The organism is Cyanobium sp. L1E-Cus (assembly GCF_024345755.1).
GTDB lineage: Bacteria > Cyanobacteriota > Cyanobacteriia > PCC-6307 > Cyanobiaceae > Cyanobium_A > Cyanobium_A usitatum.
The window spans coordinates 91,697-112,461 of record NZ_JAGQBS010000002.1 but is presented as its reverse complement, the minus strand read 5'-3'; the positions used below and the strand labels follow the sequence as shown (position 1 = coordinate 112,461).

The window sequence follows — 20,765 nt, the reverse complement described above, 5'->3', positions numbered from 1 at the left end:
CGAAATAGCGCCAGACACGATCGCGACCCAGCGGCCGCGGCCTGAGGTCGTCACAGCAGGGGGGTCACTAGGGGGTTCACTCACAGGGGGAAGGGGTATCAGGATTGATCGTCGAGGCTGGCATGCACAACCCTGGCGAGGTTTTCGAGGTGGGCAGGCTTGGTGTGGGGGTTACCAAGCACGGCCTTGAGATGGTGGCGCCCGGCGTAGTGAGGGCGCGAAAGCATCAGCTGCTCCTGGAGCAGTCGCTGGCGAGTGCGATCGCTCCAGGCCTGGCTGCCGGCGGCATCAAGTTGCTGGGGGGTGAAGGCCAGCAGATGGAAGGAGCCACCGACCAGCTGCAGCCTCTCGTTGGGTGTCAGTAGGGCCTGAAGCTGGCGGCGACGCTGAATAGCCCCATCGAGCACCGCTTCGATGCCCACTAGGCCAAGCTGCCGCAATCCGAGCCAAAGCTTGAGAATTTCGGCAGGCCGGGTGCCCTGCAGGCCACTTTCACCGCCGTGGCTGCCGCCCCAGCTCGGCTCCATGTAGGGCAGTCCGGTGTGAAACGCCTCCGCCAGTGCCTGGGGGCGGGCCAGCAACAGCAGGGAGGACGTTTTGGTGATTCCCAGCAGTTTCTGGGGATTGACCGTGATCGAATCGGCTCCCTCCAGGCCAGCAACCCGATGGCGGTGGGCAGGCACCAGGCCAAACACGGCCCCGATAGCGCCATCCACATGCAGCCACAGGCCCCGCCGCTGGCAAATCCCAGCTATCGCACTGAGGGGGTCGACTGCCCCCCGAACGGTGGTGCCAGCGGTTGCAACTACCGCGATCACTGGCAGCCCAGCCCGCTCGAGTTGATCAAGCTCCACCTCCAGAGCGGTTGGATCTAGTCGGCCCTGGCTATCTACTGCCACCGGCCGCAGGGCCTCAGGCGGTAAGCCCATCACCGCCAGTGCTTTAGCGAGGGAGACATGGGCATCAATGCTTGCCACCACCACCGCCCGGCCGTCTATGGCAAGACGCCGCTGGCGTCTCGCCGCCACCAGAGCCATCAAGTTGGAAAGGGTGCCGCCGCTGGCGGCCACACCGCCACTACCCGCAGGCAGGCCTAGCTGCTCAGCCAGCCAGGCCGTGAGGCTGCGCTCAAGGCGGCTCAAGCTGGGGGACAACTCCTCAGCCAACATGTTGTTGTTAAGGCCGGCGCAGATCAAATCTGCAGCCACCGAGGCCGGCAGAGGCGGTGGGTCGAGATGGGCAAGGGCACCGGGGTGGTTGGGATTGAAGGCCCCATCCATCACCAGCTGCAGATCGGCGAGCAGCATCTCCGGAGCCAAACCGTGATCTTCCGGCTCCACCGGTGGCAAAACGCTCAAGCCTGGCAGTGGCGAGCGTTCGGCAGCGCTACCAAGCCACACACAGAGCTGCCGTGAAGCCTGCTCTAAAAAGTCCTGCAGCCTGGGGTCTAGCTGCTCCGGACTGGCGAAGGGCAGGGGCTGGCTGGCCCGCGGGGCAGGGGGGGCGCTAGCCAACGAAAACCGATCGGATCAAGCCATTCTCACCTGTGGAGGTGGGCTACAAGTGGGTTTGTGCTGCGGGCAGCAAGCAGTGGATCGTTCCCAACTTATGGGCCCACCAGGGCCCCAGCTGCAACGCCAGTGGATGCAACTGCTGCTGCGCCACGCAGAACGGGCCGGAAACCAGGGCGAAATTCCCGTCGCCGCTGTGGTGCTCGATGAAGGCGGACGCTGTATCGGCTGGGGTAGCAATCGGCGCGAACAGCACAGCGATCCCCTTGGCCACGCCGAACTGGTGGCCCTTGGTCAGGCGGCCCGCTTGCGCGGCGACTGGCGATTTAATGGCTGCACTTTGCTGGTGAGCCTGGAACCTTGCCCCATGTGTGCCGGTGCCTTGGTGCAAGCTCGCATGGGAACGGTAATTTTCGGCGCTACGGATCCGAAAAGGGGCGCCCTCGGCAGTTGCCTTGACTTAGCCAGCAATGCCAGTGCCCATCACCACATGACCGTGATCGGAGGGGTTTTGGGCGAAGAGGCCAGCGGTCTGCTGGCGAGCTGGTTTAGGCGGCGACGGCAGCAGGGGCAACTGCGGGCCTGAAGGCCGGCAGCTCTGTTTCAAACAGGTTGAGCAGGAGGTCGACGTTTTCAGGCTGGCTGTTGTAACCCATCAAGCCGATCCGCCAAACCTTGCCCGCCAGCGCTCCCAAGCCTCCACCTACCTCAATGCCATGCTTAGTGAGCAGGTGCTGGGAGAAGGCTTTTCCATCAACTCCTGCGGGGATCCGCACCGTGGTGAGGGTGGGTAGGCGCAGTTCTGCCGGGGCATGCAGCTCGAGCCCGAGGGCTTCGAGACCAGCCCATAGGAGCTCGGAATTGCTGCGGTGGCGTGCCCAGGCTGCCTCCAGCCCCTCCTCGGCAAGCAGGCGCAGGGCTTCGCGCATGCCGAAATTCATATTGACTGGCGCCGTATGGTGGTACACCCGATCGCTGCCCCAGTACTGATTCAGCAGGGTGACGTCCAAGTACCAGTTGGGGACCTTGCCGGCCCGGGCCATCATTTTTGCTTCGGCTCGCGGGCCCATGGTGAAGGGACCAAGTCCTGGAGGACAGCTGAGGCCCTTCTGGCTGCAGCTGTAGGCCAGATCTACCTTCCATTCATCGAGGTAGAGGGGCACCGCACCAAGGGAAGTGACGGTATCAAGCAAGAGCAGGCAGTCGTGCTGACGGCAGAGATCGCCGATGCCCTCCATGGGCTGGCAGATCCCGGTCGATGTTTCGGCGTGGACAATGGCCAGAATTTTGGGCCGATGGGTGGCTACGGCGTTCTCGAGTTCAGCAAGGCTGAATGCTTCCCCCCAGGGCTTCTCGATCGTCACAACATTGGCCCGGTAGCGACCGGCCATGTCGGCCAGACGTAGGCCGAAATAGCCCTTGACGGCCACCAAAACGGTGTCTCCAGGCTCAATCGTGTTGGCCAGGCTGGCTTCCATGGCCGCACTGCCGGTGCCGCTCATTGGAATGGTGAGGCGGTTGTCGGTCTGCCAGGCGTAGCGGAGCAGCTCCTGCACCTCACCCATCAGCTCGACGTAGAGAGGGTCGAGGTGACCAATCGGCATTCGGGCCAGGGCCTGAAGCACGGTGGGATGGGCATTGGAGGGGCCAGGACCGAGCAGCAGACGATCTGGCGTAGCTATTGGGGCCAGCGTCCGGCGATGGGCTGAATTAACTGGTGGCAGCACGGGCAGGGGAACCAAGACCAGGATGGAGCGGGTAAATCGAGCCTAAGCAACAATTCCGGGGCCTAGCGGGCCCGCAGATTGGTGGCACCAAGACCACGGCAGAGATGGTCAAAGGGGGCCCGAACCACTGCCGCGGATGCCACACCGGCGTCGAGCAGCATCTCGCAGACCACATCAGCCATCAAGGCAATGCTGCGGACGGTGGGGCCGGTCGGCACGCCAAGGCTCTTGTATGTGTCGTCAAGACCATTCAGCACCCTCTCGTTGAGGATCGATGCGTCGTCGGCGATCAGGGCATAGCTGACGTAACGCAGGAAGTAATCCATGTCCCGCAGGCAAGCCGAAAGGCGCCTTGTGGTGTAGGCGTTGCCACCGGGCAGGATCAGCTCGGGATCAGCAAGCCAGAGACGCTGCGCCGCCTCGCGCACGATGGTCGCCGCCTCTCGGTTGATCAGCTCCACCGCAGCCAGGCGCACGCTGGATTCGGAGTAATAAGCGCTGATGCGGTCGATCGCATTGCGGTCTAAGTAGCGGCCGAGCTGGTCATAACGGCCAATCAGACCAGTGATGGCATCGCGCATGGCGGAATTAAATCGACGCACCTGCATCGGAAACTAGCACTCACATTCCGCCAAATCCCAGGCCAGGGATGGGTTCTGGGGAAGTTGACAGAAACGGTTACGCAATCCTCGCCTTCAGTTTGGTTACAGTCGATACCAATTAGCTTCTGGCCGATCCGTACGGTCCGGCGACGCCGAAACCGGTCGGCACCCATTCTTCTTGTTCGCAATGGCCCAAACAGCCCAGGACGTACTCCGTCAGATCCATGAGGAGGGAATCGAGCTGATCGACCTCAAGTTTGTCGACTTGCATGGCAAGTGGCAGCACCTGACGGTCTGCCGCGACCTGATCGACGAGGCCTCCTTTAGCGATGGCGTTGCCTTTGACGGCTCCTCGATTCGGGGCTGGAAGGCGATCAACGAATCGGACATGGCGATGGTGCCGGACCCCAACACTGCCTGGATCGATCCCTTTTACAGCCACAAAACCCTGAGCCTGATCTGCTCGATCCAGGAGCCCCGCAGTGGCAAGCCCTATGGCCGTTGCCCCCGGGCGTTGGCCCAGAAAGCCCTCAACTATCTCGGTTCCACCGGCATCGCCGATACCGCCTACTTCGGGCCGGAACCTGAATTCTTTGTCTTCGACGACGTCCGCTACAGCTCAGGCAGCGGCAGCAGCTTTTACAGCGTCGATTCAGTTGAAGCTCCTTGGAATAGCGCCCGCCTCGAGGAGGGTGGCAACCTTGCCTACAAGATTCAGTTGAAGGAGGGCTACTTCCCGGTCGCCCCCAACGACACCCTTCAAGACATGCGCACGGAGATGTTGCTCACCATGGGCAGCCTGGGCGTGCCGATCGAGAAGCAGCACCACGAGGTGGCAACAGCCCAGCATGAGCTGGGTATCAAGTTTGCCGAGCTGGTCAGCGCAGCCGACAACGTGATGATCTACAAATACGTAGTGCGCAACGTTGCCCGTAAGTACGGCAAGACGGCCACCTTCATGCCTAAACCCGTGTTCGCCGATAACGGCAGCGGCATGCACGTACACCAGAGCCTCTGGAGAGGCGGCAATCCCCTGTTTTTCGGTGAAGGCACCTACGCCAACCTTTCCCAGACTGCCCGTTGGTACATCGGAGGGCTGCTGAAGCACGCTCCCAGTTTCCTTGCCTTCACTAATCCCACCACCAACAGCTACAAGCGATTGGTGCCAGGCTTCGAGGCTCCGGTGAACCTGGTTTATTCCCAGGGCAATCGTTCCGCGGCGGTTCGCATTCCGCTTACGGGCCCGAGCCCCAAGGCCAAACGCCTGGAATTCCGCTCCGGCGATGCCCTGTCCAACCCCTACCTCGGCTTCGCGGCAATGTTGATGGCAGGCATCGATGGCATCAAGAACCAAATCGACCCGGGCGATGGCACCGATGTTGATCTGTTCGAGCTCTCGCCAGAGGAATTGGCTCGCATCTCCACTGTGCCGGCCTCACTGAATGGTGCCCTTGAGGCCCTCGATGCAGACAAGGATTACCTGCTAGCTGGTGGCGTCTTCACCGAAGACTTCATTAACAACTGGATAACCCTTAAATACGAGGAAGTGCAGCAGCTACGCCAGCGGCCCCACCCCCACGAGTTCGTGATGTACTACGACGCTTGATTAGGTACCAAGCAACTACGCCTGCTGGCTAAGACGCCGGTGGGCAATAGCGCAGGTGGGCGATAGCGCTTGCCTGCATTTGCTTTTCGCGGGCCTGGCGCCTAGCCCAGGTTTGGAGCTGATGCAGGGCGTCCCCGGCGGGGTTGGGATCGTGGTGCTTGGTTATCTGGGCCAGTTCGGCGCCATGGAGGCGGTTGTCACGGGCGTGCAACAGGCTCCAGGTTTGAAATTCAGGATCGGCATGCTGGCTCTGCAGGCGGGCAATGGTCATGTCGCGCTCCCCTCTCTCTGGATCCAGTCTGCAGCTGTTTTGGTAGCGGTTGCTACGAAACAGCCATAGCTTCACAGCTCTTCAGCAATCGCGGTGTCAGTACAAATTCGCTGAAATGGAGGCAAGCCATTGCCTAGCCATGCCCGATCAGCTCACAAAGTTGGCCTACCAAACCATGCAGCAGGGCAGGGCGCTCCTTGGGGTCACCCATAAGGAGGTGAGCACCAGGCTTATGGGGTTGCTTGCTCCAGATGGCACCCCCAAAACCGTGCCAATCCCGCCTGAATTAATGGGCAGCCTCAGGCAGGCCATGGATTCATTGCACGAGCGCGACTGGCAGGAAGCAGAACAGGGCCTTTACCCGCCATCCCTGCTGTTCGATGCCCCTTGGCTTGATTGGGCGAGTCGGTATCCAATGGTGTGGCTCGATATGCCCAGCACCTGGAATCGCCGCCGGGAGCGCAATGTGCGCGATTTGCCCAGCAGTGTTGATCAAGATAATTACCCCGACTATTACCTTCAAAATTTTCATCACCAGACCGACGGCTACCTAAGCGACCACTCCGCGGCGCTCTACGACCTGCAGGTTGAAATTCTGTTTAATGGCACTGCCGACCCAATGCGGCGGCGGGTTCTGGCTCCCCTGCTGCGGGGTATCAAAGCCTTCGCCGATCGCCCAGCTGGCCAGGTGCGCGTGCTCGACCTTGCCACCGGCACCGGCCGCACCCTGCGTCAGATCAGGGCGGCTTTACCCAAGGCCCAATTGGTGGGATTGGATCTTTCCAGTGCCTACCTGCGCCAAGCCAATAAATGGCTTAGTCAGCTGCCCGGTGAACTTCCCCAGCTAACCCAAGGCAACGCTGAGGCACTGCCCTTTGCCGACGCAAGCTTTCAAGCGGTCACCTGCGTTTTTCTGTTCCACGAGCTGCCGGGGCAGGCACGTCAGAACGTGATTAATCAGGCCTACCGGGTGTTGGAGCCTGGAGGGGTTGTGGTCATTGCCGACTCCGTACAACTGGCTGATTCACCCCAATTCAGTGCCGTAATGGAGAACTTCCGGCGGGTTTTCCATGAGCCCTACTACCGCGATTACATCTCTGATGACATCGGAGCTCGTCTTGCCCAGCCTGGCTTTGAGGGCATCACGGCCCAAAGCCATTTCATGACTCGGGTCTGGACGGCCCGCAAACCTCGCTAGCGCTTCAGAATCCAGGCCAGGAGCAGGCCGGCGGTGGCCCAGCGCAGCCCACGCCAAAACAGCACCTCCTGGCGGTAGGGGGGAGCTAGCTGCTCGGGCAGGGGATCAAGCAATCTCTGGGTTAGCTCAAGGCGCTGGCGTTGCCGCCGCTGATTGACCCCGGAGCTTTTAGCTGTCAAAGATGCCTGGGTGAGCAGCCCATCCAGCAGGTGCAGTAGGCGAATTGGTTGGCGCACCGAGTGGTGGCCCAATGGTCGCGTCGGCATGGCCAGCTCCCAACGAGGCGTTACAGGCTTCAGGATGGAACCTTGAGCCTGTAGCCGTCCAGTGCAAACCCCGTTGTCCAAGCAAAAACGAAGCTGGCCAGAAGGCTCCTTAGAGCTGGCTGTCGCTTTGCAGCGACATCTGGCCATAGGCGACCGGGAATGGCACGCCTTCAAGTCCCAACGCCCCCGGCGCGGCGCTGAGCAGCTTGCTGCAGCCCTGGTGCTGCTGCTTAGGGGTGATGATCCCGGGGCACCTCAATCCTCAGACGCACGCCGCCAGGCCATCGAGTTGGTTGAGCATGGACTCGGCTGGCTCAAGGCTGAGTTGAACGATCCTGGTTGCCCCAGCCACCGACCGGCACCAGCAACGAAGCTCGCTGCCGACTGACTGCCAGTTGCAACCGGTTGCCACGGTTACTCCAGCGCACGTCGTCGAAGCAGTGATGAATCAAAAACAGCCCGCGACCACCCGCAGCATCTAGCTGCTCAGGCAGGCTTGTGCTGCGAGCCGCTGGTGGCACCCCGGCTCCCTCATCCTGCACCTGCCACACCAGCCAGTTGGGGGTTTCAATACGGCGCACTCTCAAGCATTTGGCTGGGTCGCACCCGTTGCCATGGCGGACCGCATTGACCAGTGCTTCTTGCAGGCCAAGCTGCACCTGGCCCTGAAGCTGCAGGCAGCGAATGGGCTCAATCAACAGTTCCAACAGCGGTGCTAGCTGCAGCGTTGAAGGCGTGATGAAGTCCGACCAGCGCAGGGCCATCGGGCTGAGATACGCAGGTGCCGTTTTGACCATACGCCGCTGCCTGCACCCTTGCTCAGGGCCTGATCCGCTGTTGCAGAGCTGGGTGGTTGAGCAGGGCATCCATCAGCCGCACACCGCGCAGTTGATTGACAAGGGGCATGTGGCCCTCAGGGGCCTCAATGGACCACTGGAAGGAGCCGGGGTAGCGAGTCCAGCGGCCTGCGTCCTTCCAGGCCAACTTGGGCCAGAGCAGCTCCCAACGGCCATTGCAACTGCGTAGCAACCTGCCCTGCACCGAGAAGCCAAAACGGCCGCGTGAAAAACAGACCCAGAGCCGATCGAGGCTGTCTAGGTCGGCGGAGGCTATCGGCGGCACCTCGCTGTAATACACGTAGCCGCGGCGTACGGCTTCTGGGCCGGCCAGCTCCCGGAGCAAGCTGCTGGTGATTCGGTCGGCTTCCTCAAGCTGCTGAGCCATCAGGGCCCGTTGAAGGGGTGCGTAGTCCAATCCGCGGGCCGACACCGTGGCAAGCCAGCCATCGGGGTAGCGGGCCAGAAACTCTTCGCGCAGCCCATCCTGTTCATCGAGCAGGAGCTGAATTAAAAAACCAGCTGCCCAGTCATCTCCGGTGGCATCAACGCCAGCCAGATGGTCTGGGATTAGGGGCCGTAACGCATGGCTCTGCTGCTGCAGGGTGGCCAGCAAGGAACGCCTTTGACGGGTATTGCCGGCCTGAAAGCGCTCAAGCAGGGCACTAGGGCTGGTGCCGGTAGTGGCGGTGACCGGAGGTCCGGAAAGCATGGAAATGGAAGCCGAGCCTGAAGCAGTGCCAGCGTGGCCCACTATGTCAGCTGAGATCCTCAACAGTGATGTCGGGCTCCTGCCCTCCCCAAGATGTGAACGCATTCCTGGCGGCCGAGGGGCCGATCGTGGACGTGCGCAGCCCAGGGGAGTTTGAACAGGGTCATGTGCCCGGAGCGGTCAACCTGCCGCTGTTTAGCAACGACGAGCGAGCTCAAGTTGGCACTGTCTACAAGCAACAGGGACGGCAGCTTGCCGTGCAACTGGGCCTGGAACTGGTTGGCCTGAAGTTGCCATCCCTTGCCCAGGCCCTATTGGAGCTTGCTGATGCAGACAAGACCCTGCGCCTGCACTGCTGGCGAGGTGGCATGCGCTCAGGCAGCATGGCTTGGCTGGCGAGCACTTTGGAGCTGCCCGTTTTGCTGTTGGAAGGCGGCTACAAGGCCTACCGACGCTGGGTGTTGGAATGCTTTGAGTCCGGCTGGCCCCTACTGGTGCTCGGCGGTCGCACCGGCACGGGCAAAACCGACCTGTTGCATGCCCTTCGGCAAAGAGGGCAGGCGGTCGTTGATCTGGAGGGATTAGCCAATCACCGCGGCAGCAGTTTCGGCGGCTTGGGCCAACCCCCTCAACCGAGCACGGAGCACTACGAGAACCTCCTGGCTGCAAGCCTTACGGCCAGCGCCGGCCAGGCACCGATCTGGCTTGAGGCCGAAAGCGCCCAAGTCGGTCGCTGCCGTATACCCGCGGGCTTGTGGCGCCAAATGGGTGAGGCGCCGGCTGTTGAGATCCAACGTCCTATGGCGGAGCGGGTTGAGCAACTGGTTGCGGTATACGGCAATCAAGGGGAGGAGTACTTGCGCCTCGCCACCGAACGCATCGCCCGGCGGCTTGGCCCCCAGCGCACGGCAACAGCTCTGGAGGCGATCGCCGCTCATGACTGGGCTACTGCCTGCCTGCAAATGCTCGACTACTACGATCGCTGCTACGACAACGAGCTCAGCAGGCGAGCTAAAGCCCTGTTGGCCAGCTTCGATTTGGGCGGACTAGACCCCGATGCAGCTGCAGCTGAATTGCTGCAACCAGCTCCCTGGTGGGAGCAGGTCTGTGGGGAGTCAGTTAAGGCGGGCTCCTAGGATTGATTTTTGTTCCCGCTTGCCATGGGCGCCGCCATTCAGTTCTTCCGTGGGGTGGATGAGCCGGTCGTGCCCGACATCCGCCTCACCCGCTCGCGGGACGGCCGTACCGGCCAGGCCCTTTTCGTGTTCGACGAGCCCGATGCCCTTGCCCCCGAAAGCATGGGCGACATTACCGGCATGTTTCTGGTGGATGAGGAAGGCGAGCTGGTGACCCGTGAAGTGAAGGCCCGCTTCGTCAACGGCAAGGCCAGCGCCTTGGAGTGCACCTTCACTTGGAAGAGCACGGAGGATTTTGATCGCTTCATGCGCTTCGCCCAGCGCTACGCCGACAGCCACGACCTGGGCTTCTCGGGTAATAAAGATGATGATCAGCCCGAGCAGGACGAGGCCTGAGACCTTGAAATTCGGCCAGTGGTTAGGCCTGTTCGCATTGGTGGCATCTCTGGTGCTGCTTTGGAGCTTGCGTCAGAGCCTGATTTACCTGTTTGCCGCCGTGGTGTTGGCTATGGCCCTTTGCACCCTGGTGGGATCTATCCGGTCCCGGCTCGGATGCTCCAGGCCGCTGGCTTTCCTGCTCAGCCTGGGCACGGTACTTCTGGTGTTGGCCGTGGCTGCCACGGTGGTGATCCCCCCTTTCGTTGACCAATTCAGCCAGTTGCTCGGCAAGTTGCCGGCAGCAGCCGAAACCCTGCTGGATCTCTTGAGAGATGGTCTATCGCAGGTATCTCAAATGATTTATGGCAGCGGGGATGGTGACCTTTCCTGGCTGCGAGATGGGCTTGTTGGTAGCGACGCTGGTGGTGTGCCAGGCCTCTCCCCCCGCCTGAGCAGCAGCTTGGGCAGCGGCGCCCTGCGCCTGCTTGGGCTTGCAGGTGGAGTTGGCACCGGCCTGCTGCAGATCCTGTTTGTAGTTGCCGTTGCTGTGATGGTGGCTGTGCAGCCAACTGCCTACCTAGAGGTGGGTGTGCTGCTCGTGCCATCGTTTTACCGGCGCCGCTTCCGTCAGGTTTTGGTGCAATGCGGTGATGCCCTAAGTGCCTGGATGGTGGGGGTGTTAATCAGCTCACTTTGCGTCGGCATCTTGGCGTCTATCGGTCTGAGTTTGCTCGGGGTGAAGTTGGTGGCAGCAAATGCCCTGCTTGCAGGCCTGCTCAACATCATTCCCAACATTGGACCAACCCTAAGCACGGTTTTTCCGATGTCCGTGGCCCTACTAGATGCTCCCTGGAAAGCAGCAGCGGTGCTAGCGCTTTATGTCGCTGTTCAAAACCTGGAGAGCTATCTAATTACACCTTCGGTGATGCATCACCAGCTCAAGCTGCTGCCTGGCTTCACCCTCACGGCCCAGCTGTTGTTCACGGTTGTGTTTGGACCGCTGGGGCTGTTGCTGGCCTTGCCGTTAGCCGTTTGCCTGCAGGTGATTGTGCGCGAACTGCTGATTCACGACATCCTGGACCCATGGAAACGCCTGCGCCTGACGGGCTGACGCAATGAACGGCCGCACAGTGCTTGGAGCACTAGCCCTGGTTGTTATCGGGCTGCTCACCTGGGAATTGCGGTGGGTGCTGCTTGTGCTGTTCGGTGCCGTGGTGCTGGCTGTCGCCCTTGACGTACCGATCACCCTGCTGCGACGCCTCCTGCCTCTGAACCGCCCAGCCGCCTTAATTGTGGTGCTGGTTTCACTGGTGTTGCTAGGCGGGGTGCTGGGCCAGCTGTTGCTGCCTGAGCTGCTGGAGCAGATCAAACAATTGACCACCCTTTTGCCTGTCTTGGCTTTACGACTGAGCAGCCTGGCCCGCCAGGTGGATTGGCTGCCTGATCTGGAGCAGCAGTTGATGGCGCTTGGTACATGGGAGCGCCTCCAGCCCCTAGGCGGCCAGTTGCTTGGCCTAGCCGGCGGCGCCGCAAACACCACTATCCAGATGCTGTTGATGGCCTTACTGGCGATTCTGCTGGCCCTGGATCCACGCAGTCATCAAAAGGTGATTGTTTCCCTAACTCCCAGCTTCTGGCGCCCCCAGATGAAACATCTGCTGGGTGAATCCCGCCAGGCTCTTGGTGGCTGGCTAGCTGGCATGACCCTTTCTGCCGTGAGCGTGTTTCTGCTCACCTGGGCCGGGCTAGCCCTGTTGGGCGTCCCGCTGGCCCTATTGAGCTCCCTGGTTTGCGGCCTGCTTACCTTCGTGCCCACGATTGGCCCCACCGCTGCCACTTTGTTGCCCCTGGCGGTGGGGTTGCTGGTATCACCAGCAAAAATGCTGCAGGTGTTAGTGCTGCGGCTCATTTTGCAGAACGCCGAAGCCTTTTTGCTTACGCCTGTTTTGCTGCGGCGAACCGTCAATTTGTTGCCCACCGTCGCACTCACTGCCCAGCTATGCCTGGGAGCTCTGCTTGGGCTGCCAGGAGTGCTACTTGCCTTGCCCTTAGTGGTTGTACTGCAAGTTCTCTTTGAAGAAGTATTGGTAAAGGAAGTAATGGATCACTGGAATTGATCACCAAGAGTGATCAATTGGAATGGTCACTAGAATTATTACTATGGCCTTTGGCGGTAGTGACGCAATAGCGATGGCAATAAAAACAGCACTGCGGTAGCCAGGAGATGATTGCGAACCGCTGCCGCCAAGGAAGACAAGGTGAAGTGGTCTGCCAGTAGCTGCAGCTCGACTCGCAGATCTAGAAGAGCAAGCAGAGCGAGCAAGATGGGCACAATGGAGCCCCTCAGGCTGCGGCGGCCCAGCCTTTCAACATGAGCAGGGGGCTGATTAGCGACGGGACAATACCGGTAACAAAGTGGGGGCCACGCCAATGCTGGACCAGCTGCCCACGGCAATACCGATGGCCAACGCCACGGAGAACCAGAACAAGCTGCTGCCCCCGAAGAAAATCAGACCCAGCAGGGGCAACAGGGTGGTCAAAGAGGTGTAGAGGGAGCGGGTCAAGGTTGCATCCACCGCCACATCCACCTGCTGCTGAAGCGGTAAGTGGGCCAGGCTGGTCTTCTGCTCGCGAATTCTGTCGAATACCACCACGGTGTCGGTGACCGAATAACCAGCCACAGTGATCAAGGAAACAGCAAACAGAGAATCGACCTCAATGCCCGCCACTAGGCCCAACCAGGCAAACACCCCGCAAGTGATCAACACGTCATGGGCCAGGCAAAGCAATGCAAGGAAGGCGAATAGCAAGTCGTAGCGGACGGCGATGTAGAGGGAGATAGCCGCAAAACTCACCAGCAGAGAAATCAGACTGCCCTGCAGAAGCTGAGCCCCGAGCGTTGGACCAATGGTATTTACCGATGTGCCTGCCGGGTCCAGGGGACCAATGGCGACTGAAATCGCTGCAATCACGGCGTTGCTCTGGGTTGGACTCAGGGCTGGCAGCCGAATCACCAAGGAGCGTCCCTGGTCGAGCACCTGAACAGCAGTCCCAGTCAAGCGGGGCGGGGCATCTCCTGGCTGGGGTGGCAAGGTGACACCGGCCAGTTGCAACTGAACCTGTGCAGCGGTGATGGCGGAGCAGGCAGGAGCGGGACAGCTCCGTTCGATCTGAATCTGGGTGCCGCCAGTGAAATCAAGACCCGGCTTCAAGGGGGAGGCAATCGCCGGGTTGAGCAAGCAGAGCAGCAATCCCAGCAGACTAAATAGACAGGCCAGGCCCGAGACCCACCATGCAAGCTGGCGATAGCGGCTGATGCGAAAACGGGGGGTTGGTGCTGTGGTGGTAGACACGGAACTGGCCATCAGGATTTGGCACCCAGGGGCAACTGGGCATGGGGCAGGAAATAGATGGTGCGACGCAGGGCCGGATAGCTCATCAAGACCCGAATCAAGCTGCGGGTGCAAGTAAGTGAGGTGAAGAGGCTTAGCAGCAGACCGATGGCGAGGGTCACGGCAAACCCCTTAACAAGGCCGGTGCCAAGCGCGAACAGCGCTGCACAGCTGATCAGACCGGTGACATGGCCGTCCACGATCGAGGACAAGGCCAGGGAAAACCCAGTATCGATAGAGCGAATTAGGGTATTTCCTGCTCGCAGCTCCTCCTTGATGCGCTCGAAGATCAGCACGTTGGCATCAACAGCCATGCCGATCGAAAGGATGAACCCAGCAATCCCCGGCAGGCTGAGAGTGACTGGAATCAGGCTGTAGACAGCCAGGTTGAACAGTGCATAGAGGCTTAGTGCCACCACTGCCACGATGCCCGGCAGTCGGTAGGTCACGGCCATGAACACCGCTACCAGGGCCAGACCGGATAGAGAGGCTACCAAGCTGGTGCGGATGTTCTCGGCCCCCAGGGAGGGACCGACCGTGCGGACCTCCACCACTTTGATCGGAAGGGGCAAGGAGCCACCCCGCAGTTGCACCTCCAGGTCACGGGACTCTTCAGCGCTGAAATTGCCGGTGATGCTGGCTGATCCGCCAGAGATGCCGGCAACCTTGAACTCAGGGCCAACACTGGCCTCGCTGATTGAGCGGCCATCCAGGACAATCCCAAGCAAACGTCCCGTGCCGGCGATCGACTTGGTGAGGGCAGCGAACTTGTCACCTCCCTCCCGGTTGAACGAAAGGGTCACATCCCACCCTGAGCCCGTTTGTTGCTGTTGACGCCCGGCTGTGGTGAGATCCTTGCCGGTGAGTGTGGCAGGTTCGTAGAGGGCGACGATCTTGCTGTTTACGGTGCTCAACAACAAATCGAGCTGGTCACTTTCACTGCTGCCGGCGGGCACGCTGAGGCCTAGCTTCTGCATAGCCAGGGCAAGATCCTCAGCCTTGAGTTGAATCTCGGGAGGTGGGCTCTGACGATCGGAGGCCGCCGCTGCTCGAGCACGTTTCTGGTTGAGCACGGACTGCACCTGACGCTTCAGCTGCAACAAACCCTGCATCTCCTGCTCAGTGCCTGGCTTCTGGGCCCGGAACTCCAACAGGGCCGTGGTTCCTAGTACTTTTGCGGCCCGGCTTGGGTCCTGTTCTCCTGGGAGCTGAAGTACCAGTTGGTCTTCACCAACGGTCTGGAGAGTGGACTCGGCAACGCCCAGGCCATTGATGCGCCGCTCCAGCACCTCCTTGACCGCCTCTAGTTGTTCTTTCTGAACTGTCTTGACAGCACCGGCAGGAAGCACCTCCAGGGTGAGCTGGCTGCCGCCACGCAGATCCAGTCCCAGCTGCAAAGGAAAGTTGAAGAGCAAGGCCCCGGCCGCAATTGCCAAGGCAAGGATCAGGGCAAACCACCCCTGTTGACGAGCCATATCTAGATCTTTCCTGCGACGAGCTGCTGGGCCGCATCAACAATCTGATGGGGCTGAATGATCGTCAGGTTTTCCAGGGCACCGTTGTAGGGAGTGGGGATGTCCTGGGAAGACAACCGAATCGGCCGGGCATCAAGCTCATCAAAACAATTTTCCGTAATTAAGGCGAGCAATTCAGCCCCGATGCCGCCTGTCTTCATACATTCCTCCACCACAATCACCTTGTGAGTTTTGCGAATCGAGGCGGATATGGTCTCCATATCAAAGGGCTTGAGGCTGATTAGATCGATCAGCTCCACGCTCACCCCGGCCTTCTCCAACTGCTCGACAGCCTTGAGACAGTGATGACGCATGCGTGAGTAGGTGAGAATCGTGACATCCGATCCAGCCTTCACAACCTCGGCCTGGTCAAGGGCACAGATGTAATCACCTTCTGGAATATCTTCCGAAAGGTTGTATAGCAACACGTGCTCGAAAAAGAGCACGGGGTTGTTGTCGCGGATTGCTGCCTTCATCAGGCCTTTGGCATTGGTTGGAGTGCTCACCGCCACAATTTTGATGCCGGGTACGGCATGGAAATAGGCCTCAAGTCGCTGGCTGTGCTCAGCGCCCAGCTGGCGACCAACCCCGCCTGGCCCCCGCACGACAGTGGGAATGGTGTAATTACCGCCGCTGGTGTAACGCAGCATCCCCATGTTGTTGGAGATTTGGTTGAAGGCAAGCAGCAGGAAGCCCATATTCATGCCTTCGACGATTGGGCGCAGCCCCGTCATCGCCGCACCAACCGCCATGCCAGCAAATGAGTTTTCGGCGATCGGGGTGTCCAGCACCCGCAGCTCACCATATTTCTCGTAGAGATCTTTGGTGACCTTGTAAGAGCCGCCGTATTGGCCGACGTCCTCACCCATCACGCAAACGTATGGATCTCTAGCCATCTCCTCGTCGATGGCTTCCCGAAGGGCATTGAACAGCAGCGTCTCTGCCACGTCTGGGCTTGCACCATTTAGCTGCCAACCTATCTCAGCCGCCGGCGGCGAAGGTTGAGAGCAGCAACACCGAAAGCAGCATGCCGGGGAGCAGCAGCGTTACCAGCAAACCCAGGTCGTGGGGAGTCATGGAGCGAAGCTAGGGCTTTTCAGCCGCTTCGGCTGGAGCCGATCCGGAACCGGACACCAAGTTGCGCAGGAACACCAACGCCAGACCAATGCCAATGAAGGCAAAGCTGAAGGTGGCAAGAAACGACATGCCAACAATCAGCGTTTTGAGGGCCGTGGCGATGCTCTGGGCAATTGCCGAGCCGTAGCTGGGTGGATGCAGTGCGTAGTACGCCACCAATTTCTGGCTCAGACCCAAGGCCAGCCAGGCCAGCAGACCAGCGGTGAGCGAGCCCGAGAGGAAACTCAGCGGCCCTTTACGGGGCGCTGGATCACTGGGCTTGATGGGGGATTCGGATTTTGTCACTGAAGCAGGCTGACACCCCGATCGCTGAAGCCACAACACCAAGACTCAAAGCCGTCCCGTTCAAACCGTTCGGCTAGGTCTGCATGGGCGCTGCGGGCTTGGTCCAGGCTGGAGAACAGGGCGAACAAGCTGGGGCCAGAACCGCTCATGGCAACAGCTAAAGGTTGCTCGGTCTGGCGCAGCAATGCCAGGCCCTGGCGCACGGTTTCCACCTCTGGTTCCACCACGGCCTGCAGGTCGTTGCGTAGTGGTGGCCAGCTCCCATTCCCCGCGATGGCACCTAGCAAGGGCGCCTGACGTAGGGCCTGACGGCGCTGCTCAAAGTCGGCTTCAGCCTCGAGATAGAAATCGCCGCGTAGCTCCTTGCAGCGTCCGTAGGCCCAGGGAGTGCTGACACTCACCCCCGGGTGCTTGAGCAGCAGTAGCGCCGGAGGCTGGGTTGAATTGAAGGCCAAGGCTTCCAACAGCTCACCGCGGCCAAAGCAGAGCTGGGTGCCGCCATCAAGGCAAAACGGCATGTCTGAACCAAGCTCAGCCGCCATGCTGTGCAGCTCCTGACTCTTAAAGCCCAGTCCCCATAGCTCGTTGAGACCAATCAGCGCCGCCGCTCCATTACTGGAGCCGCCCGCAAGGCCAGCGCCGATCGGGATGCGCTTCTCGAGCACGATCTGGGCCCCAAGCTCGGCAAAACCTGAGCGGGCACGCAACATCTCACCTGCCTTGACGACCAAATTGCTGCTGTCAGTGGGCAGGTCTACCCGATTGCACTGGAGGCTGATTTGGCCATCCGCCGTGGGCCGCAACCGCAGGCTGTCGGCCAGATCGATCGACTGCATCACCATCGCCAGCTCGTGGAAGCCATCGGGGCGCAGGCCCAGCACCTCCAAGTGCAAATTGATCTTGGCGGGGGCACGCACGCATAGATCAGCCATGGGTAGGGGCGGCAGCGGGCGCAGCAATGACCTGATTCAAGCTGCCCGCCAACGCCACCCAGGCTGCTGGCGCGATCTCCTGGGGCCGCTGCTGGAGGCCGATGCCCGCTGCTGCCGCCAACCCAGCAAGTTCAGCTTCTGGCAGCAGACCTGCCAGGGAGTTACGCACCATTTTGCGGCGAGCGGCAAAACAGCGCTTCAAAAGCATCTCCACCGTGCGGGCTAGTTGGGGTGCCAATTGCTGCTCCACTGGCAGCGGCTCCAACAGGATCACCTCCGAGTGCACTTGGGGCGGCGGCTGAAAACAGCGCGGCGGCACAGCACAAACGGAGTGGCAGTTGGCCAGCAGCTGCATGCGCACGCTCAGAGCCGAAAAGGCGCTGGCGCCAGGCTCACTGCGGATCCTTTCCCCTACCTCCCGCTGCACCAGCAGCACTAGGCGGTCGTAGGGGTGGGCCACCGGTCGATCGAGCCGGCCCACCAGCCGCTCTAGTAGGGGGCCTGTGATGTTGTATGGAATGTTTGCCACAACCTTGTTGGCGGCAGGAAGCTCCACTGTCAGCACATCCCCCGAGGTGAGCTGGAAGCGCGGCTGGTCGCCAAAGCGCTCCTGCAGGCCCAGCACCAGATCGCGGTCAAGCTCCACTGCAGCCACTGCCGCCGCCGGTGTATCCAGCAGCCGCTCGCTGAGAGCTCCCCGGCCCGGCCCCACCTCCAACACCCGATCGCTGGCTTCAAGCTCTGCGGCCGCCACGATGCGTGAGAGCACCCCCTGATCAATCAGCCAGTGCTGGCCGAAGCGTTTGCGGGCGCGGTGGGCAGTAAATGTCATCTTGAAGTCGTCAGGTATCCACAATGGCTGTTGCCCCAGATTCAGGCATTCATCCGCAGGCATTAATTTGCGCTGCGGCCATAGTTGCCTCGCTGCCGTTCCTGACCCTTCCCGCTCAGGCAGGCAGCGTTACCGCATCCTCGATCTGGGACAAAAGCAACGCCATTGAACGGGCTAGGCAGCAGCTTCCAGCTGGTGCGGTTGTTACTGCTGAGCGTTGCCAGGAAACGGAGGTAGGGATGGGCAACTATCGCTATTTATGCACTGTCGAGTTCAGCCAGCCAGCGCCGGCGGCCACTACCGATCAGTGATCGGCGCGGATCCAGCGAACAGGTCCGGGCGCCGGTGCCAGGGGCACCAAGGCAAAGACCAGCTCCACCGAGCTCTCCGCCCAAACCGGATGGTCCTCCAGCCAGCAGTGCCAGGCACGCTCCAACCGCTGACGCTTGCCGCGGCGCAGGGCGCCGGCACCCCAACTATCTGGCCCGCAACGGCTGCGACCTTTCACTTCCACCAGCAACAGGCGGCCCCCTTTTTCCAGCACCAGATCCAGTTCTCCCCAGCGACATGCCCACTGGCGTGAGAGCAACCGCCAACCCCTGCCGAGCAGTAGGCGCAGCACCCGCTGCTCGGCCCAGTCGCCCTGGCGGCGTGCAGTGGTGCGAGCCATAGGCCTGTAACAGCAGCTCCCAGGGTTCCCACGCAGTGCGCTGCTAGGTGGCCTGCCTAGGCTTGAGATACCCACCCAGCCGTCATGTTGCCCCTTTTATTTTCCGGTCGATCCCGTTCCGGTCGTTCTCCGGGCAGCCTGGCCGGCGGGGTGCTGGCGCTGTTGTTCGCCCTGGTCAGTGCCATCGGCTTGGCCTTGGTCTCCCCCCTGCCCGCCCAGGCGGCCATGGATGTGGCCAAACAGGTGCTAATTGGCGCTGATTTTCATGACCAGGATCTGCGGGGTGCCACCTTCAACCTCACAAATCTGCGGGATGCCACCTTTGCCGGCTCCGACCTGCAGGGGGCCAGCCTGTTTGGCGCCAAGCTTCAGGACGCTGACCTAAGCAACACCAACCTGAAAGAGGCAACGCTCGACTCGGCGATCTTCGATGGCACCAACCTCACCAATGCAGTGCTGGAAGACGCCTTTGCCTTCAACACCAAATTCACAAATGTGGTGATTGAGGGGGCAGATTTCACCAATGTGCCTTTGCGGGGTGATGCGCTCAAAACCCTTTGTGGCCTTGCCAGTGGCACCAACCCGGTGACCGGCCGCGACACCCGCGCCAGCCTGGGCTGCAGTTGAGCTGAATCGATGAGCTTCGACGCCCGTAGTCGCGAACGCCTCCAGGCGTTGGGCCGCAGTCTGCCCCAACCCCTACCCAAGCCTGAGCCGCCTCAGCAAAGCCAAACCAAGGCCAGCGATAGACGCCACAAGGTGGAGCTGGAGCAAAACCCGGAGGCCCTGTTCCGGGAGCTGATGCAGGTCAGCCCCGATGGCACGGTGCCGCCCCACCTGATGGATCGGCTGCGCGAGCTGGAGAGCCGCCGCCAGAGCGTTACCCCTGCGCCGGCGCCAAGTATTGCCGCCAGCCCCACCAAGCTCCGTGGTCGCAACACCGCTGGCCGGGCAGATCGGCGCACCGCAGCGGAATATGGCGATCTATACACCGCCTTCCAGCAATTGCTGCTGGAGGACGAGGAGGACATCCCCTCGGCTATTGATAAGTGATGGCTCCAACCCTTTCCAGCGATCCCAGCCTGGCTGCCTTCGGCTCCAGCCTCACCGCCATCACCCTGGCCGAGCTGGGCGATAAAACCTTTTTCATGGCGCTGATCCTGGCGGTGCGCCACCGCGCCCGCTGGGTATTTATTGGCTCATTTGCCGCCCTAACCGCGGTCACCCTGATCTCCCTTGCCCTTGGATACGGCCTGCGGGAGCTTCTACCCCAAAGCCTGGTGCCCTGGCTGGCCGCCGTGCTCTTCCTCAGCTTTGGCATCAAGCTGCTGATCGATGCCCAGGGCATGGCTGCCAATGCGGCTACCGAGGAGAAGGAGGAGGCTGAGCAGGCGATCAATACGGCGGACAGCAGCAAGGCCTTCAACACGGCCTGGGCCGTGATCTGGGAGGCCTTCGTACTGGTGTTTATCGCTGAGCTAGGCGACCGAACCCAGTTCACCACGATTTTTATGGCCACTGCGCCGGCCCAGGTATTCAGCTTTGGCGGCCTCCTCGCCGGCACCCTGTTAGGTCATGCCCTGGTCACCTGGCTTGCCGTAGGCGCCGGCAAGTGGATTGGTCAATGGGTGAATGAGCGCCTGCTCTATCGCCTCAGTGGCGGCCTGTTTCTGGTGTTTGGTCTGGCGGCCTTGAGCCAGGCCCTGAGCTGATCCATCCCCCGTATGGTGCCCCCATACTTTCGCCACAGGGTTTAGGGA

25 protein-coding genes are annotated in these 20,765 nt (G+C 61.0%); 11 read left to right on the top strand and 14 right to left on the bottom strand.

All coding sequences use genetic code 11. The features are described from left to right. Positions 1–98: 98 nt before the first annotated feature. On the bottom strand, positions 99–1,514 hold the full coding sequence (locus tag KBZ22_RS00640) for an aminotransferase class V-fold PLP-dependent enzyme (protein WP_255020654.1): 1,416 nt from the start codon (positions 1,512–1,514) through the stop codon (positions 99–101). Positions 1,515–1,608: 94 nt separating this feature from the next. Between KBZ22_RS00640 and KBZ22_RS00635 the strand changes: the two genes are divergently transcribed. Next, a complete protein-coding gene (locus KBZ22_RS00635; RefSeq protein ID WP_255020932.1) occupies positions 1,609–2,097 on the top strand; it encodes a nucleoside deaminase in 489 nt (162 codons plus the stop codon). On the opposite strand, the gene KBZ22_RS00630 is transcribed toward KBZ22_RS00635, so the two are convergent. Both KBZ22_RS00630 and KBZ22_RS00625 read right to left on the bottom strand, forming a co-directional pair. Further along, positions 2,060–3,253 (bottom strand): pyridoxal-phosphate-dependent aminotransferase family protein, encoded by a 1,194-nt coding sequence (locus tag KBZ22_RS00630; RefSeq protein ID WP_396111407.1) that lies wholly within the window; start codon positions 3,251–3,253, stop codon positions 2,060–2,062. The genes KBZ22_RS00635 and KBZ22_RS00630 overlap by 38 nt on opposite strands. A gap of 47 nt (positions 3,254–3,300) precedes the next feature. Further along, complete coding sequence (locus KBZ22_RS00625; RefSeq protein WP_254941092.1) at positions 3,301–3,819, bottom strand: allophycocyanin subunit beta; 519 nt, start codon at positions 3,817–3,819, stop codon at positions 3,301–3,303. Positions 3,820–4,027: 208 nt separating this feature from the next. On the opposite strand from KBZ22_RS00625, the gene glnA reads away from it, so the two are divergent. Continuing rightward, complete coding sequence (gene glnA / locus KBZ22_RS00620; RefSeq protein WP_255020653.1) at positions 4,028–5,446, top strand: type I glutamate--ammonia ligase; 1,419 nt, start codon at positions 4,028–4,030, stop codon at positions 5,444–5,446. Between the two features lie 28 nt (positions 5,447–5,474). Here glnA and KBZ22_RS00615 read toward each other — a convergent pair whose 3' ends face one another. Beyond that, positions 5,475–5,717: a hypothetical protein gene (locus KBZ22_RS00615; RefSeq protein WP_255020652.1), complete on the bottom strand. Its 243-nt coding sequence runs from the start codon at positions 5,715–5,717 to the stop codon at positions 5,475–5,477. 139 nt (positions 5,718–5,856) lie between these two features. Here KBZ22_RS00615 and KBZ22_RS00610 point away from each other — a divergent pair, with 139 nt between their 5' ends. Then, a complete protein-coding gene (locus KBZ22_RS00610; RefSeq protein ID WP_255020651.1) occupies positions 5,857–6,915 on the top strand; it encodes a class I SAM-dependent methyltransferase in 1,059 nt (352 codons plus the stop codon). On the opposite strand, the gene KBZ22_RS00605 is transcribed toward KBZ22_RS00610, so the two are convergent. Further along, the gene (locus KBZ22_RS00605; RefSeq protein WP_106501840.1) at positions 6,912–7,181 is read right to left on the bottom strand and encodes a hypothetical protein; all 270 of its coding nucleotides are present in this window, start codon (positions 7,179–7,181) and stop codon (positions 6,912–6,914) included. The genes KBZ22_RS00610 and KBZ22_RS00605 overlap by 4 nt on opposite strands. Positions 7,182–7,242: 61 nt before the next feature. On the opposite strand from KBZ22_RS00605, the gene KBZ22_RS00600 reads away from it, so the two are divergent. Then, complete coding sequence (locus tag KBZ22_RS00600; protein ID WP_315857937.1) at positions 7,243–7,569, top strand: DUF6439 family protein; 327 nt, start codon at positions 7,243–7,245, stop codon at positions 7,567–7,569. On the opposite strand, the gene KBZ22_RS00595 is transcribed toward KBZ22_RS00600, so the two are convergent. Next, positions 7,496–7,978: an ATP-binding protein gene (locus tag KBZ22_RS00595; protein WP_255020650.1), complete on the bottom strand. Its 483-nt coding sequence runs from the start codon at positions 7,976–7,978 to the stop codon at positions 7,496–7,498. The two genes, KBZ22_RS00600 and KBZ22_RS00595, sit on opposite strands and share 74 nt — an antisense overlap. Positions 7,979–8,000: 22 nt before the next feature. Further along, positions 8,001–8,729: a GUN4 domain-containing protein gene (locus KBZ22_RS00590; RefSeq protein ID WP_255020649.1), complete on the bottom strand. Its 729-nt coding sequence runs from the start codon at positions 8,727–8,729 to the stop codon at positions 8,001–8,003. Between the two features lie 68 nt (positions 8,730–8,797). Here KBZ22_RS00590 and mnmH point away from each other — a divergent pair, with 68 nt between their 5' ends. Genes mnmH through KBZ22_RS00570 form a run of 4 tightly spaced genes read left to right on the top strand, consistent with a single transcriptional unit; the run spans position 8,798 to position 12,360 of the window. Beyond that, positions 8,798–9,865, top strand: a complete 1,068-nt coding sequence (gene mnmH / locus KBZ22_RS00585) for a tRNA 2-selenouridine(34) synthase MnmH (protein WP_255020648.1) — start codon at positions 8,798–8,800, stop codon at positions 9,863–9,865. Positions 9,866–9,889: 24 nt separating this feature from the next. After that, positions 9,890–10,261 carry a photosystem II reaction center protein Psb28 gene (psb28, locus tag KBZ22_RS00580; RefSeq protein ID WP_106501844.1) on the top strand — a complete coding sequence of 124 codons (372 nt, stop codon included), beginning with the start codon at positions 9,890–9,892 and terminating at the stop codon, positions 10,259–10,261. 4 nt (positions 10,262–10,265) lie between these two features. Then, positions 10,266–11,354, top strand: a complete 1,089-nt coding sequence (locus KBZ22_RS00575) for an AI-2E family transporter (protein ID WP_255020647.1) — start codon at positions 10,266–10,268, stop codon at positions 11,352–11,354. Positions 11,355–11,358: 4 nt separating this feature from the next. Then, entirely contained in the window at positions 11,359–12,360 is a 1,002-nt protein-coding gene (locus KBZ22_RS00570; protein WP_255020646.1) for an AI-2E family transporter, read from the top strand. A 270-nt stretch (positions 12,361–12,630) separates the two neighbouring features. On the opposite strand, the gene secF is transcribed toward KBZ22_RS00570, so the two are convergent. The 7 genes from secF to KBZ22_RS00535 all read right to left on the bottom strand — a co-directional run bounded on the left by secF (position 12,631) and on the right by KBZ22_RS00535 (position 19,005). Continuing rightward, complete coding sequence (secF, locus tag KBZ22_RS00565; protein ID WP_255020645.1) at positions 12,631–13,608, bottom strand: protein translocase subunit SecF; 978 nt, start codon at positions 13,606–13,608, stop codon at positions 12,631–12,633. Further along, positions 13,608–15,110 (bottom strand): protein translocase subunit SecD, encoded by a 1,503-nt coding sequence (secD, locus tag KBZ22_RS00560; RefSeq protein WP_255020643.1) that lies wholly within the window; start codon positions 15,108–15,110, stop codon positions 13,608–13,610. Before secD ends, secF begins: the two co-directional genes overlap by 1 nt. Positions 15,111–15,112: 2 nt before the next feature. Beyond that, entirely contained in the window at positions 15,113–16,096 is a 984-nt protein-coding gene (locus KBZ22_RS00555) for a pyruvate dehydrogenase complex E1 component subunit beta (protein ID WP_255020642.1), read from the bottom strand. Between the two features lie 139 nt (positions 16,097–16,235). Next, entirely contained in the window at positions 16,236–16,571 is a 336-nt protein-coding gene (locus tag KBZ22_RS00550) for a DUF3082 domain-containing protein (protein WP_255020640.1), read from the bottom strand. Next, the gene (gene ispE, locus KBZ22_RS00545) at positions 16,568–17,503 is read right to left on the bottom strand and encodes a 4-(cytidine 5'-diphospho)-2-C-methyl-D-erythritol kinase (protein ID WP_255020638.1); all 936 of its coding nucleotides are present in this window, start codon (positions 17,501–17,503) and stop codon (positions 16,568–16,570) included. Before ispE ends, KBZ22_RS00550 begins: the two co-directional genes overlap by 4 nt. Then, the gene (gene rsmA / locus KBZ22_RS00540) at positions 17,496–18,335 is read right to left on the bottom strand and encodes a 16S rRNA (adenine(1518)-N(6)/adenine(1519)-N(6))-dimethyltransferase RsmA (protein WP_255020637.1); all 840 of its coding nucleotides are present in this window, start codon (positions 18,333–18,335) and stop codon (positions 17,496–17,498) included. Before rsmA ends, ispE begins: the two co-directional genes overlap by 8 nt. A gap of 304 nt (positions 18,336–18,639) precedes the next feature. Then, a complete protein-coding gene (locus KBZ22_RS00535) occupies positions 18,640–19,005 on the bottom strand; it encodes a YraN family protein (protein WP_255020635.1) in 366 nt (121 codons plus the stop codon). An 84-nt stretch (positions 19,006–19,089) separates the two neighbouring features. Here KBZ22_RS00535 and KBZ22_RS00530 point away from each other — a divergent pair, with 84 nt between their 5' ends. Genes KBZ22_RS00530 through KBZ22_RS00520 form a run of 3 tightly spaced genes read left to right on the top strand, consistent with a single transcriptional unit; the run spans position 19,090 to position 20,717 of the window. Continuing rightward, complete coding sequence (locus tag KBZ22_RS00530; protein ID WP_255020634.1) at positions 19,090–19,632, top strand: pentapeptide repeat-containing protein; 543 nt, start codon at positions 19,090–19,092, stop codon at positions 19,630–19,632. 9 nt (positions 19,633–19,641) lie between these two features. Next, positions 19,642–20,058, top strand: coding sequence for a hypothetical protein (locus tag KBZ22_RS00525; RefSeq protein ID WP_255020633.1), 417 nt, complete (start codon positions 19,642–19,644; stop codon positions 20,056–20,058). Then, positions 20,058–20,717: a TMEM165/GDT1 family protein gene (locus tag KBZ22_RS00520; RefSeq protein WP_255020631.1), complete on the top strand. Its 660-nt coding sequence runs from the start codon at positions 20,058–20,060 to the stop codon at positions 20,715–20,717. Before KBZ22_RS00525 ends, KBZ22_RS00520 begins: the two co-directional genes overlap by 1 nt. Positions 20,718–20,765: the final 48 nt, after the last annotated feature.